Source organism: Bradyrhizobium cosmicum (assembly GCF_032290525.1).
GTDB lineage: Bacteria > Pseudomonadota > Alphaproteobacteria > Rhizobiales > Xanthobacteraceae > Bradyrhizobium > Bradyrhizobium cosmicum_A.
On record NZ_JASXTA010000027.1, the window covers coordinates 39,865 to 54,135 of the forward strand.

The following is a 14,271-nucleotide window of genomic DNA, read 5'->3' on the forward strand; positions in this document are numbered from 1 at the left end:
AATGACTAATGGACGGATGCCGCAGGTCGCCGTTCCGGGGGGCCGATTGCAGGAATTTTGGAAGCACGCAGGTCTGCTGCGAAGGAGGGACTCGCAATGAATTTGGTTGCAAAGGGATTTACCGCAATCCTGTCCATCATCACGGTCGGCGCCGCTCTGTCGCTGACGACCCCGCCCGCATTCGCGGGCGATGCCGGCAACAGCAAGAACGTTACCGAGGATGAGATCGTCCGCGCGCTGGCGCCGACGCCGAAGAAGCCGCTGACCCGCGGCCTCTCGATCGCTCCGCAGGCCGATCCCACGCCGAACGCGGCAGAAACCAAGTTGATCCAGTCCGTGCGCGGCCGCTCGACGCGTTCGCTGTCGTCGACCGAGCGCGAGGAAATCGCATCGGTCGCCAAGGACAAGCCGAACATCGATCTCGAGATCACCTTCGACTACAACTCCGCAAACATCAGCGCCAAATCGCTCGCTTCGGTGCAGGCGCTCGGCCGGGCGCTGACCAGCCCGGACCTGAAGGGCTCGACCTTCGTGGTGGCGGGCCACACCGATGCCGCCGGCAGCGAGGCCTACAACCAGGACCTGTCGGAGCGCCGCGCGGATTCGATCAAGCGCTACCTCGTCGACAAATACGGCATCTCCGCGACCGACCTCGTCACGGTCGGCTACGGCAAGAGCAAACTGAAGGACCCGAGCCAGCCGGTGGCAGAGGTCAATCGCCGCGTGCAAGTCGTCAACATGGAAAACAAGACCACCGCATCGAAGTAAGCACCACGCAATCCTCTGAAGTGACCGGTCGTGATGTGGTGTAAAGTCTTGCTTCCAACGCGCGTCCCGCAGCCTTGCGGGACGCTGCTTCGTTTCAGGGAAATACTCTCAGCGGGCCTCGTACGGACGGCCGTGAGCCAGGCCAGGATGATCCGGCGATGAACCTCTCCGACTATCTCAAGCCGGCCGGAACCGTGGTGTTCGTCGTGGCCCTCGGCGTCGGCTATTATCTGTTTGAGCATCGGCATCGCCCCGAGGCGAAGGAAACGCCGGGCGAGGCGCTCGTCATCGTGACCAAATCGACCAACGCGTGCTTCTCGGACCTGGTGCGGGTGACCGGCTTCTTCGTGCCGCGCCGCGAGGCCGTGGTCGTGGCCGACCAGGAGGGATCCAGGGTCACCGAACTCTTCGTCACCGAAGGCACCCTGGTCACCGACAATCAGGAGCTGGCGCGCCTGACGGCACCGCCGCAGATTCCAGGCCAGCCGCAGCGACCCGGCCCGCAAGGCCCGGTCTCGCTGAAGGCGCCTGCGCCGGGCCTCGTCACCGAGGTCCGCACCATCGTCGGCGCGCCGGCCTCGCCGCAGGCCGGCCCGATGTTTCGCATCGCCGTCAACAACGAGATCGAGCTCGACGCCCAGGTCCCGGCGGTCCACATGCCCAAGCTCAGCTCCGGCGCGACCGTGCGCATCAGCCGCGACGACGCGCCCGATCTGATCGGTAGGGTCCGGCTGGTTGCGCCCGAAATCGACCGCGCCACCCAGCTCGGCCGCGTTCGCATCAGCGTCACCAACAATCCCTCGGTGAAGGTCGGCGTGTTTGCCCGCGCCTCCATCGACGCCAAGCGAAGCTGCGGCGTCTCGATCCCCAAGACCGCGATCGATCATCTCACCGTGCAGGTCGTCAAGGGCAACACCGTCGAAACGCGCAAGGTACGGGTCGGACTGTCGTCCGACAGCGCGACGGAAATTCTGGAAGGCCTCGCCGTCGGCGAAATCGTCGTGGCCGACGCCGGCTCTTCGCTCCATGACGGCGACCAGATCAAGACCATGTTCGCCGATGAACTCGATCGCACGCGGGTACGCTAATGGCTCTCAATATCTCGGCATGGTCGATCCGCAATCCGCTGCCCTCGGTCGTCTTCTCGATCATCCTCCTGATCCTCGGCTGGGTGTCCTTCACCAAGCTCGCGGTGACGCGGCTGCCCTCGGCCGACATTCCGGTGATCTCGGTCGCGGTGTCGCAGTTCGGCGCAGCACCCGCGGAGCTCGAATCCCAGGTCACCAAGACGGTTGAAGACGCCGTCTCCGGCGTCGAAGGCGTGCGGCACATCACCTCGCAGATCACCGACGGCCTGTCGGTGACCACCATCCAGTTCGCGCTGGAAACCAACACCGACCGCGCGCTCAACGACGTCAAGGACGCGGTGACGCGCGTGCGCTCCAACCTGCCGCAGAACGTCACCGAGCCGCTGATCCAGCGCGTCGACGTCATCGGCCTGCCGATCGTCACCTATGCCGCGATCTCGCCCGGCAAGACGCCGGAGCAGCTCTCTTATTTCGTCGACGACGTGGTCAAGCGCGCGCTGCAGGGCGTGCGCGGCGTCGCCCAGGTCGAGCGCATCGGCGGTGTCGAGCGCGAGATCCTGGTCTCGCTCGATCCCGACCGCCTGCAGGCGATGGGCCTGACGGCCGTCAATGTCAGCCAGAGCCTGCGCGGCACCAATGTCGACGTCGCCGGCGGACGCGCCGAGATCGGCAAGAACGACCAGGCGATCCGCACGCTCGCGGGCGCCAAGACGCTCGGCGACCTCGCCGGCACCATGATTCCCCTGTTCGGCGGCGGCGAGGTCCGGCTCGACGATCTCGGCACCGTCACCGACACCATCGCAGACCGCCGCACCTTCGCCCGCTTCAACGGCGAGCCCATCGTCGCGCTCGGCATCAAGCGCTCCAAGGGTGCCAGCGACGTGAAGGTGGCCGAGGCCGTGCAGAAGCGCATCGACGCGCTCAAGGCCGCCTATCCCGACGTCGACCTGAAGGTGATCGACACTTCGGTCGAATATACCAACGGCAATTACCACGCGGCGATTTCGACGCTGTTCGAAGGCGCCATCCTCGCCGTGGTCATCGTGCTGTTGTTCCTGCGCGACCTGCGCGCCACCATCATCGCCGCGATCTCGCTGCCGTTGTCGATCTTCCCGGCGTTCTGGGCGATGGACCTGCTCGGCTTCTCGCTCAACCTCGTCAGCTTCCTCGCCATCACGCTGTCGACGGGTATTCTCGTCGACGATGCCATCGTCGAGATCGAGAACATCGTCAGGCACATGAACATGGGCAAGTCGCCCTATCGGGCCGCGCTCGAAGCCGCCGACGAAATCGGCCTCGCGGTGATCGCGATCTCGCTGACGATCATCGCGATCTTCGCACCCGCGAGCTTCATGTCGGGCATCGCCGGACAGTTCTTCAAGCAGTTCGGCATCACCGTCTCGGTGCAGGTGTTCTTCTCGCTGCTCGCGGCGCGCTTCGTCACGCCGGTGCTCGCCGCCTACTTCCTCAAACATGGCCATCACGAAGAGCCGCCGCCCGGCCGCGTGCTGCGGTCCTATCACAGGATCGTGGCCTGGTCGGTGAAGCACTATTTCATCACGGTGCTGGTCGGCTTCGGCGTCTTCGCCGCCTCGATCTGGAGCATCACGCTGCTGCCGCAGGGTTTCCTGCCGGCGCAGGACAGCTCGCGCTCGCTGGTTGCGCTCGAGCTGCCGCCGGGCACCCAGCTCGCCTACACCGAAAAGGTCACCGAAGACATCGTCGCGCGCCTGCGAAAGCGGCCCGAGGTGAAGAGCATATTCGTCGACGGCGGGCGCGTTCCACCGGGGACCCAGGAAGTCCGGCGCGCCGCCTTGATCATCAACTACACGCCCAAGGACAGCCGCGACATCACCCAGCGCGAGCTGGAATTCTCGATCAGCCAGGAGCTGGAGAACATTCCAGACATCCGCTTCTGGTTCCTCGACGAGAACGGCCTGCGCGCCATCTCACTGGTCGTGACCGGCGCAGACGCCAATATCGTCAACAACGTCGCCAGCGAGCTCGCGACGCAGATGAAGCGAATCCCCACCATCTCCAACGTGATCTCGGAAACCACGCTGGAGCGGCCCGAGCTGCGCGTCGAACCACGCGCCGATCTCGCCGCACGTCTTGGAGTCTCGACCGAAAGCCTGTCGCAGACCATCCGCGTCGCCACCATCGGCGACGTCGGTCCCGCCCTCGCCAAGTTCGACGTCGGCGACCGGCTGGTGCCGATCCGCGTCCAGCTCGAGGACGCCGCCCGCGGCAATCTCAAGACGCTCGAACAGCTGCGCGTGCCGCTCGGCGAGCGCGGCGAGAAGGGCGGCGTGCCGCTCTCGGTCATCGCCGACGTCAAGCTCGACCAGGGGCCGACCAGCATCAACCGCTACGATCGCGAGCGGCAGGCGACCGTCGCCGCCGACCTCGTCGGCTCCGCAGCGCTCGGCGACGCCACCAAGAAAATCTACGACCTGCCGGTGATGAAGAGCCGGCCGAAGGGTGTGAAGGTCTCGCCCTCCGGCGACGCCGAAAGCCTCAACGAGCTGTCCGACGGTTTTGCGACCGCGATCACGGCCGGCCTGATGATGGTCTATGCAGTGCTGGTGCTGCTGTTCGGCACCTTCCTGCAGCCGATCACCATCCTGTTCTCGCTGCCGCTCTCGATCGGCGGCGCCATCGCGGCTCTCCTCATCACCGGCAAGCAGCTGACGACGCCGGTCTGGATCGGCATCCTGATGCTGATGGGCATCGTCACCAAAAACGCGATCATGCTGGTCGAGTTCGCGATCGAAGCCATTCGCGCCGGCAAGCCGCGCGAGGAGGCCATGATCGACGCCGGCATGAAACGCGCCCGCCCGATCGTGATGACCACCATTGCGATGGCCGCGGGCATGATGCCGAGCGCGCTCGCGGTCGGCGCTGGCGGCGAGTTCCGCTCGCCGATGGCGCTCGCGGTGATCGGCGGCCTGATCTTCTCGACCATCCTGTCGCTGGTGTTCGTGCCCGCGATGTTCATGGTGATGGACGACCTCGGCGCCCTGATCTGGCGCTTCGCCAAGCGGCTGATCGTGCACAGCGAGGATGCGGAGGCGGACGGTCATCACGGAGCCGCGGAAGCGACGCCGGGGCGGAAGAGCGTGGTGCATCCGGCGGCGGAGTAGATTCCGGACAAGCAGCCTGACGGCGCGCACTGGCGAAGAGCTCCCCGAGGCGCTATCTTACCCAAATGACTTTCACGCGCATCACGATCGACCCCGCCGTCTGCACCGGCAAGCCCTGTATTCGGGGCCTGCGGTTCCCGGTCGCACGACTGCTTGGCCTGCTGGCGGCAGGCGAGACTCGTGAATCCGTCTTGTGCAACTACCCATACCTCGAGCGCGAAGACATTGACGAAGCATTGCGCTACGCGGCCCTTCTTGCCGAGGATGAAGCTGTCGAGCTCCACCCCATCGTTCCGGCAAAGTGAAATTCCTGATCGACATGCCCCTTTCGCCAGTGCTGTCGCACTGGCTGACAGAAATGGGGCATGATTCAGTCCACGCCTCCATGATCGGGCTTCACGGTGCGAGTGACGCTGAAATCATCGATCGCGCCAGGCAGGAGGCGCGCACGGTCGTGACGGCAGATCTCGATTATCCTCGCCTGCTCGCAACCGCCGGCAGCGACAGCCCAAGTCTCATTCTTTTTCGAGGCGGCGACTGGACAGAGGTGGCCGTCCGGACCCGTCTGGCAGATGTTCTATCCGCCCTGACCGAGGACGACATCCAAGGCAGCATTATCACCATAGACCGGGATCGTGTCCGCCGACGCAGGCTCCCGATCGGCTGATCCTACTCGTTCCGAGCGATCGCCGTCAGCTTGGTCATGTTCCTCAGCAGGATGCGCCCACGCTGCAGATCGAGGATCGCTTCCTTGCGCCAGGCCTGAAGCTGGCGGTTGACGCTCTCGCGGGCGGCGCCGACGAAGACGCCGAGCTGCTCCTGCGAGATGTGCACCTCCGAGCCGAAATCAGCGGCGAGCGCGCAGAGCCGCCGCGCAAGGCGCACCGGCAGCGGCTGCAGCATGGATTCCTCCATGCGCTCGCTCTGCCAGCGGATGCGCTGGCACAGCAGTGCGATGATCTTGATCGCGACCTTCGGCTCGCGCTCGAGGAAGGCGAGGAAATCTTCGCGCCGCAGCACGAACAATTCGCTGGCTTCGCCTGCGGTCGCGTCCGCGGTGCGGTTCTGGCCGTCCAGCACCGCAACCTCCCCGAACAGGTCGCCCGGCCCCATGAAGTTCAGCGTCAGCCGGCTGCCGTCCGAGGCGCCGGTCTCGATGCGCACTTGGCCGCGGCGCACACCGAACAGCGCGTCCCCGGCGTCGCCCTTCTGGAACAGCACCTCGCCGTTGCCCAGATGCTGGGTATGGCAGAGACTGGACAGCCGCTGGATCTCGTCTGCGCCGAGATCGGCGAACATCGTGTTCATCTTCAGAATGACCGCAAATTCGGCCTGCTTGCTCATTTCAATGTCCTTGTGAATCTCATTGGCCAGTATCCCTGGCCGATGACCTTGGCAAAGTCGCCTGGAGCCATCGACGTCAGGATCGCGTAAAACCGCGCCGGGGAAGTGTGTCATAAGTCACATAACTTTGCAGCTCCCTCCGACTATTTTTACACGCTTGGAGCCGCTTCCCGTCCGGGGATAAACTCAGGCGCAAAGGACGGGCGCAAAGCCCGATGTTCTACCGGATTCGGCGCCGATCTGTCCGCCGTTGGAAAGTCGACATGAGAGCAGTGAAATTCGCCGGCGCGGCTTTGGCCGCCGTCATCATCGTGATCGCACTCCTGCTGGTGGTCGGGATTCCCTCGGGATTCCTGACCGCGACGATTGCATCCCGGGTCGAGAGCGCGACCGGCTATCGCCTGTCGATCGACGGCACCACGAAGATCAGCCTGTGGCCGACACTGAACGTCACGCTGAACGACCTCACGCTTGCCGACCCGAAGGACCGCGGCGGCATCACGCGCCTGACCATCGACAGCGTGCAGGCCGACATGACGATCTCGAGCGTATGGTCGGGCCGCCCGAAGATCAGCGAGCTCGTCGTCACCCATCCCGTGCTGTACCAGCCGCTGCTGCGTGAGCGCCTGCCGAATGCCGGCACCTCGCCCAAGCCGCTCGCGCTCGACACCAATGGCACGACCATCGATCGCGTCAAGGTCACCGACGGCGAGATCGCATTCGCGCGCGTGCGCGACCGCGTCGAGGGCCGCATCAGCGCGATCAACGCCGATGCCGTGATCGGCCGCGACCGCAAGGTCGACATCGCCGGCACCGCGCGCGTCGGCGATCATCCGACCAAGTTCGACATCAAGGCGACGACGCCCGCGTCGCAGACCGACCGGCCGACCATTCCGGTGGATTTCGCCATCGACATGCCTGACGTGCTGAAGTCGCAGCTCACCGGTCATGCCGAGATGCGGCTGAGCGGCGATGTCGTGATGATCAGCGGCGTCAACGGCAGACTCGGCGACGGCGCCTTCAACGGCTGGGCTTCGGTCGATATCGCGAGCAAGCCTCTGGTCAAGCTCGATCTCGATTTCCAGCGGCTCGCGATCCCGCTGGCCAAAACGCCGGAGGGCGCGTCCGGGCAGCCCTGGAGCGATGCGCCGATCGACGTGTCCGGGCTGAACTATGTCGATGCGCAAATCAGGATCTCCGCGAACGAGGCCGTGATCGGCGATGCGCGCATTGCGCCGCTGGCGCTTGATGCGAAGCTCGCGGGCGGCGTGCTGAAGGCCGGCACCGCCAATCTCGGCGCCTATGGCGGCCAGGTCTCCGGCGAGGTGATCCTCGACGCCACCAGCGGCGCGCCGAGCTTTGCCATGCATTCCGATCTCGTCGGCGTGCGCGCGCTGCCGCTGCTCCAGGGCCTTGCCGGGTTCGACCGGATCGACGGCAGGCTGCAAGCCAAGCTTGCGCTGCGCAGCGCCGGCACCAGCCAGCGCGCGCTGATGGCGAACATGCAGGGCACGGCCTTCGTCAATTTCCAGGACGGCGCCATTCGCGGCATCAATGTCGCGCAGATGGTCCGCTCGCTGACGACGGGCACGCTGTCCGGCTGGCAGGAAACCCAGGAGCAGAGCACCGATCTGTCGCAGCTCTCGGCTTCCTTCCGCATCGACAAGGGCCAGGCGGTGACGACCGACCTCAACCTGATCGGACCGCTGGTGCGCGTGACCGGCGCCGGCACCATCGCGCTCGACACCAAGATGATGGGTTTCCGGGTCGAGCCGAAGCTCGTGATGACGACCGAAGGCCAGGGCCGCGCCTCCGAGCCGGTCGGCTTCGGCATCCCCGTGATGATCCAGGGCAGCTGGTCGCAGCCGAAAATCTACCCTGATATGGCCGGTATGCTGGACAATCCGGACACCGCCTATGCCAGGCTGCGCGAGATGGGTAAGGGCCTGTTCGGCCCCGACGGTGCCGGGCTCGGCAATATTTTGGGCAGCCTTGGTGGTAATCTTGGTCTCGGCGGCACGACGGCGCCGGGCGGCAACGCTGCCGGCAATGCAAATCCGCAAACCCAGCAGCCGGGTCAGACCAATCCGCTCGGCGGCCCCTTGGGCGAGGCGATCGGCAATTTGATCCAGCAGGGACTTTCCAGCGGCGCGGGGACCAGCACTGGCCCTGGCGCGGGGACTGCCACTGGCACCGGCCGCAGCCGCAGCCTGCCGGCAACGCCAACCGGCCCCGCGCCGCAGGCCTCTCGGGCGCCCCAAGCCCAGGTCCCGGACGACGCGCCGGCGGCGCAGCAGGACAGCCAGCCGATGAACGACGTGCTGCGGCAGCTCTTTAATCGATAATTGGCGGACCAACGCTCCGGACTCCACGCCCGTCCCTTACATCGGCCTCCCCGCCCGCCGCTTCACCCGAACGGATGAGGCTGCGACAATTCATCACCCTTCCGGCCCGTCCCGCCGTCCACAGCGGGTAACCACGCCGCCCGGTCCACCCGTCCCCCGGACCAAACTATGGTAGAAGGGCGGTCGGGCCGGTACGGCCGGTAGCGCCGGCGTCGATGGCGGCGCAAGAGGATCGGGATGGCAGGGGCGAAAGACAAGACGAGGTTTCTGCGCGAGGGACTGTTCGCCAAATATGTCGTCTCCCTCGTCGGCCTCGTCGTGTTCGTGCTTGCCGTCAACGGCGCGATGGAGACCTGGATCTCCTACCGTGCCACCAAGACCCAGCTGACCGACGGGCTCGAGGACAAGGCGCAGGCCGCCGCGCGGCGGATGGAACAGTCGATCTCCGAGCTCGAGCGCCAGATCAGCTGGGTGACGCGCGCGAGCCAGGACACGCTCGAGAAGCGCCGCGCCGATTACGCCCAGTTGCTGCACCAGGTCTCGGTCGTCAATCAGCTGTTCCAGCTCAACGGCGAGGGCCGCGAGGTGCTGCGCGTCTCGCGCCAGTCGACCACGACCGGCGGCAATGCCGACCTCTCGCGCGACATGCGCTTCACCGACACGGTTGCCCGCGGCGTCAGTTACGCGCCGGCCTGGTTCGTGGACCGGACGCCGTTCATGTCGATCTCGGTGGCGCATTCCGGCTTCAACGCCGGCGTCACCGTGGCCGAGCTTGATCTCAGCTTCCTCTCGGACTTCCTGTCCGATGCCCAGGTCGGCAAGGCGGCGTTCGCCTATGTGGTCGATCCGCGCGGCCGCGTGCTGGCGACCTCGTCGAAGGGACCCGACGTCGGCAAGGACCTGTCGAAACTGCCGCAGGTCGCGGCCGCGATCGCCCCCGGCCGCGAGCCCGACACCTCGGGCACCGACTTCAACGGCCATGCGGTGATGAGCGCCGCCAGCACGGTGCCGAAGCTCGGCTGGAGCGTGATGTTCGAGCAGCCGACCACGCAGGCCCTGATGCCGATCCGCGACCAGCTGGTGCGCATCGCGCTGCTGATCGGGATGGGCCTGATGGTCGCGATCCTCGCCGGCACACTGCTGGCACGCCGCATGATCATCCCGATCACCGCGCTGCGCGACGGCGCGCACAAGCTCGGCGAGGGCGATTTCAGCCACCGCATCGACGTCCACACCTCCGACGAGCTGGAGGATCTCGCCGGCCAGTTCAACCGCATGGCCGACCAGATCCAGGAGACCTATTCGAACCTCGAGACCAAGGTCGACGAGCGCACCCGCGATCTCGCGCAGTCGATCAACGAGCTGAAGGTGCTGGAAGAGGTCGGCCGCGCCGTTGCCTCCTCGCTCGATCTCAATGCCGTGCTGCCGACCATCGCCGCGCGCGCGATCGAGATCACCCATGCCGATGCCGTGCTGATCTACGGCTTTGATGCCGAGACGCGCCGCTTCAACCTGGTCGAGGCCGGCGGCATCGACAAATCGGCCGATGGCGCGCATGTCACGATCGAGGAAGGCGCCAACATCCTGAGCGATGCCGCCGTGAGCGGTGAGCCGATCGCGATGGCCGATCTCGACCACGCCGCCGAGCAGCCGCTGCGCGATGTCGGGGTCGAGGCCGGCTTCCACTCGGTGCTGGTGGTGCCGCTGGTCGACCAGCAGGGCACGCTCGGCTCGCTGGTCGTGCTGCGCCGCGCCAGCGGCGAATTTGCCGGCAGCATCATCGGCCTGATGCGCACCTTCGCCAACCAGGCGGTGCTGGCGATGCGCAATGCGCGGCTGTTCACCGAGGTCGATCACAAGGGCCGCGAGCTCGCCGCGGCGCACGAGACCGTGCAGCAGCAGGCGGCAAAGCTGAAGGAGCAGACCGAGCAGCTCAAGGACTGGAACAAGTCGCTGGAGGAGCGTGTCGCGACGCAGCTCGGCGAGATCGAGCGCATCCGCAAGCTCGAGCGTTTCCTGGCGCCGCAGGTGGCGCAGCTGATCGCCTCCTCCGACAGCCCCGAGGGGCTGCTCACCAGCCAGCGCCGCGAGGTGACCGTGGTGTTCTGCGACCTGCGCGGCTTCACCGCGTTCACGGAAGCGACCGAGCCGGAAGAGGCGATGAACGTGCTGCGCGAATATCACGCCGCGCTCGGCACGCTGATCTTCAAATACGAAGGCACGCTCGACAAATATGCCGGCGACGGCGTGATGATCCTGTTCAATGCGCCGATCCAGTTCGAGGACCACACCAAGCGCGCCGTCAAGATGGCGCTGGAGATGCGCGACACCATCGGCCCGCTGACCGAGCGCTGGCGCAACCGCGGCCACAGCCTCGGCTTCGGCATCGGCATCGCGGTCGGCTATGCCACGCTCGGCCAGGTCGGCTTCGAGCAGCGGCTGGAATATGCCGCGATCGGCAGCGTCACCAACCTCGCCTCCCGCCTCTGCGGCGAAGCCAAGGCCAACCAGATCGTGGTCAGCCGCCGCGTCTACGGCATCGTCGAGCCCTGGGTCGAAGCCCGCCCGCTCGACGACCTCCAGCTCAAGGGGTTCAATCACCCCGTGCTCGCGATGGAGATCTTGTCTTGGCACGAGCAGGTGGAGAACGTTGTGGATGCCGCAGCCGCAAGGCGACTGGGGTAGCCAAAACAAAAACTGCGAAAACAACCCCATGCACAGTAGGCGGGGTCTGCGGAATCAATGAGTTACGCGGGCCTCATGTAGGTGCCGGAGCGGTTTGACGCGTCGGGCAAAACACTGGCAGAATGGTATGGTCAGGCGATTGCGCGAAAACCTCTACTGCCTCCGCTTGAGACGTTCCTTGAGCAGCATATTCACCAGGGCATTCAGCGAGATTCCCCGCGCGGCGGCGAGTTCGGATAGAGAGACCAAGACTTCAGGATCAAGATGAACCGGCGGCACGACGGGTGCGTCGCCTCGAGAGAACCTGCCGCGCATAGCGGTCGAGAAATCATACTCATCCTTCATCGGATCATCCGCTTCTCCCGAAGGCAGTTCCAAACGTCTCGCCACGTCACTTCCCGCCGATGGGAAATCAGCTCCCGTCCGCTCTCACCAGAGCAGCTTTCTTCGGGTCGTAGACGTAGTCCGTAATCGTGCCGTCCTTGATACGGTCCACTGCCTCGTCGACGACGAATAGTGGGACCAGAAACCACTCGCGGGGAACGATGGGATGTCCGAACCGATCCTTGATTTCGAGGTCGAGCTGGGCGCGGCCAAAGACGCGATGGATCAGGTTTTCTAGCCTGATACGGTTGACGTTGTAGAGATTGTAGGTCGCGACAATTTCGACGTCGGCCATCAGGTAGGTCGGGTCGATCTTGGCATTTGCGATACGCTTGGCTACGTCTCCTCCCGTAACCCCGATCTTGTGAAGAACTTCCCGATTAGCCGCAACGAGGGGATGGTCGGACTTGCTGCGCAACACGTAGATCGTGCCGCTGGCCAGATCTCCATCCTGACTCTCGTCGGCGAACAGCGGCCCGGCGTTGGGATCGGTGATGCGACGCCCCGCATCGTCACGGTGAAGTGCACGCTGGAGCGAGCGAAGCAGCACGTCGCTCTCCGTGCCGTTGTCGTAGATCACACGCAACCGGCTGTCGCGACGATCATACTGTGAGATGAACTCCTCGCCGACCTCTGCGACATAGGCGATCTGTCCGCCGACGATGAAGAACTCGCCTTTCTTGATCTCGGCCATGGTCTGGAACGGCCGCGTTTCGCGGATGCCCGCGTCGAGCTCCCGTTTCACCTTGGCGAAGAGGGGCTGAAACCGGTCGAAATCCTCGCATTTCTGGCGATTGGCGATCTCCTCGGCGGCGCGCTTGTCCGCTGCAGAGCGGACGTGGCGAAGTTCGGTGATGTCTGTCGGTGCTTCGGCGCCGACGCCAAGCTGGGACAGCAGGGCATCATCATCGAGTTCTTCGGCGAAACCCATCGGCGAGGACGCTGTGCTTTCCAGAAGCCCTTGACGATCAAGCGGTTCGAGCAAGGCGCGACAGTCGGAGAGTTCTCGCAGGCGATCCAGACGCACTGCGTACAAGCGCTCGAAAATGTCGCGATCTTCGCCATGCTGCGGAGGATGACTGCCGTTCCGGTCGGCGAACAGACGCTCAGCCAATCCAATCTCAGAGCATTGCCGCAGGTGATCCAATTTTCAGCGTCGAGCGGCAAGAAATCTCGCAGCGCCTCTTTCTGGCCGCGATAGAGGACATCGCACTGATATTCCGCAATGATCAGCGCCAACCGCGCGATCTCGGCAGGAAAATCGCGCAGTTCGATGCCCCGAAAGTTCGTCAGGGGGATTTCTGTTCGTAGCTCCGGCTCGCCTCGGCGCTTGTTGATCTCAGCCTCGATCGCGCGCATCTCCTTGTACGCGATGACGAGAAAATTCCCCGAGCCACACGCTGGATCGAACACCCGGATTCGCGACATGCGGTTGCGAAGATTCAGGAGCTTCCGCGAATTGCCCTCCGCTTCCGCAAGGCGCTCGCGCAGATCGTCGAGGAACAGCGGGTTGAGCACCTTCAGGATGTTCGGCACGCTGGTGTAGTGCATGCCCAGCGCGCCGCGCTCCTCGTCCTCCGCCACGGCCTGGATCATCGAGCCGAAGATATCCGGGTTGATCTTCCTCCAGTCCAGACTGCCGATGTGAAGCAGATAGGAGCGTGCTATCCGGCTGAAGCGCGGGACATCGAGGCTGCCGGAGAAGAGACCGCCGTTGACGTAAGGGAAGGCGTCGGCCCAGCGCGGGAGGTTCGCCGCGGACTTATCCTTGATCGCGGTGTTCATGGCGCGGAAGACGGCCCCGATCACCTCGTGCGCGTTCGTGGCATCGCTCATCTGCGTGATCGTCGCGGTGAACAGGTCGTTGCCGTTGAAGATGTCGGTGCTCTCGGCAAAGAAGCAGAAGATCAGCCGCGCCATGAAATGGTTCATGTCATGGCGGCGCTCCGACGTGCCCCATTCGGGATTGGTCTTCAGGAGCTCGACATAGAGCCGGTTGAGACGGCCGGTGGCGCGGATGTCGAAGGAGTTCTCGCGGACCTGCTTGACGGTAGTGATGCCGGCCAACGGGAGGAAGAAGCCGAAGTGATCGGGAAACTCGGCATAGGCGCAGGCGACGGTCTCGCCGCTCGTCAAATCCTCGGCCTCGAACGCCTCGCCGTCGGTTGCGAGCACGAATTCTGCCTTGGCCCGGGTCGTCGCCGGGCTCGCCCTCAGCGCAGCAAGGGTCTTGGGGACCTCGCCCGGCGAGGCAACCGCAATGTGGATGTTGCTGGTCTGGAGGACGCCACCCAGATCGGACTTGTTAGTCTCGCCCTTGCGCAGGCGCTTGAGCGTCGTCTCCTTGTTTCCGAAGGCTTGCAGGAAGGCGAAGGGGAACTCAGCGGCGTCAAACGGTTGTTCGGCCAGCGCGGAGATGGCCTCTTCGATTTCAACGGCGTTCATACGACCTTGGCCCAACGTCAAATTCGGCTGTAGGAGTGCCTCAGAAGATGCGCTGTGGCAACCCAGCGA

At 64.9% G+C, this 14,271-nt stretch carries 9 protein-coding genes and 2 pseudogenes; 7 read left to right on the top strand and 4 right to left on the bottom strand.

The features are described 5' to 3' along the window. Positions 1–96: 96 nt before the first annotated feature. The 5 genes from QSV46_RS33820 (at position 97) to QSV46_RS33840 (ending at position 5,666) form a co-directional block, all read left to right on the top strand. Positions 97–768, top strand: coding sequence for an OmpA family protein (locus tag QSV46_RS33820; RefSeq protein WP_314961871.1), 672 nt, complete (start codon positions 97–99; stop codon positions 766–768). Positions 769–926: 158 nt separating this feature from the next. After that, positions 927–1,856, top strand: coding sequence for an efflux RND transporter periplasmic adaptor subunit (locus tag QSV46_RS33825; RefSeq protein ID WP_314961875.1), 930 nt, complete (start codon positions 927–929; stop codon positions 1,854–1,856). Beyond that, complete coding sequence (locus QSV46_RS33830; protein ID WP_314961877.1) at positions 1,856–4,999, top strand: efflux RND transporter permease subunit; 3,144 nt, start codon at positions 1,856–1,858, stop codon at positions 4,997–4,999. Before QSV46_RS33825 ends, QSV46_RS33830 begins: the two co-directional genes overlap by 1 nt. 65 nt (positions 5,000–5,064) lie before the next feature. Continuing rightward, positions 5,065–5,304: a DUF433 domain-containing protein gene (locus QSV46_RS33835; RefSeq protein ID WP_314961880.1), complete on the top strand. Its 240-nt coding sequence runs from the start codon at positions 5,065–5,067 to the stop codon at positions 5,302–5,304. Then, positions 5,301–5,666 carry a DUF5615 family PIN-like protein gene (locus tag QSV46_RS33840; RefSeq protein WP_314961882.1) on the top strand — a complete coding sequence of 122 codons (366 nt, stop codon included), beginning with the start codon at positions 5,301–5,303 and terminating at the stop codon, positions 5,664–5,666. Before QSV46_RS33835 ends, QSV46_RS33840 begins: the two co-directional genes overlap by 4 nt. 2 nt (positions 5,667–5,668) lie before the next feature. On the opposite strand, the gene QSV46_RS33845 is transcribed toward QSV46_RS33840, so the two are convergent. Further along, positions 5,669–6,343, bottom strand: coding sequence for a Crp/Fnr family transcriptional regulator (locus tag QSV46_RS33845; RefSeq protein WP_314961885.1), 675 nt, complete (start codon positions 6,341–6,343; stop codon positions 5,669–5,671). 263 nt (positions 6,344–6,606) lie between these two features. Here QSV46_RS33845 and QSV46_RS33850 point away from each other — a divergent pair, with 263 nt between their 5' ends. Together QSV46_RS33850 and QSV46_RS33855 are read left to right on the top strand one after the other, a co-directional pair. Continuing rightward, the gene (locus QSV46_RS33850; RefSeq protein WP_314961886.1) at positions 6,607–8,688 is read left to right on the top strand and encodes an AsmA family protein; all 2,082 of its coding nucleotides are present in this window, start codon (positions 6,607–6,609) and stop codon (positions 8,686–8,688) included. Positions 8,689–8,925: 237 nt separating this feature from the next. Further along, positions 8,926–11,373 carry an adenylate/guanylate cyclase domain-containing protein gene (locus tag QSV46_RS33855; RefSeq protein WP_314961888.1) on the top strand — a complete coding sequence of 816 codons (2,448 nt, stop codon included), beginning with the start codon at positions 8,926–8,928 and terminating at the stop codon, positions 11,371–11,373. Between the two features lie 153 nt (positions 11,374–11,526). Here the strand turns inward: QSV46_RS33855 and QSV46_RS33860 are convergent, their stop codons facing one another. The 3 genes and pseudogenes from QSV46_RS33860 to QSV46_RS33870 all read right to left on the bottom strand — a co-directional run. Next, positions 11,527–11,763, bottom strand: coding sequence for a hypothetical protein (locus tag QSV46_RS33860; RefSeq protein ID WP_314961891.1), 237 nt, complete (start codon positions 11,761–11,763; stop codon positions 11,527–11,529). A gap of 22 nt (positions 11,764–11,785) precedes the next feature. Further along, positions 11,786–12,832: pseudogene (locus QSV46_RS33865) on the bottom strand (GIY-YIG nuclease family protein); the annotation flags it as partial. 2 nt (positions 12,833–12,834) lie between these two features. Further along, positions 12,835–14,202, bottom strand: a pseudogene (locus tag QSV46_RS33870) (DNA methyltransferase); the annotation flags it as partial. Positions 14,203–14,271 lie beyond the last annotated feature (69 nt).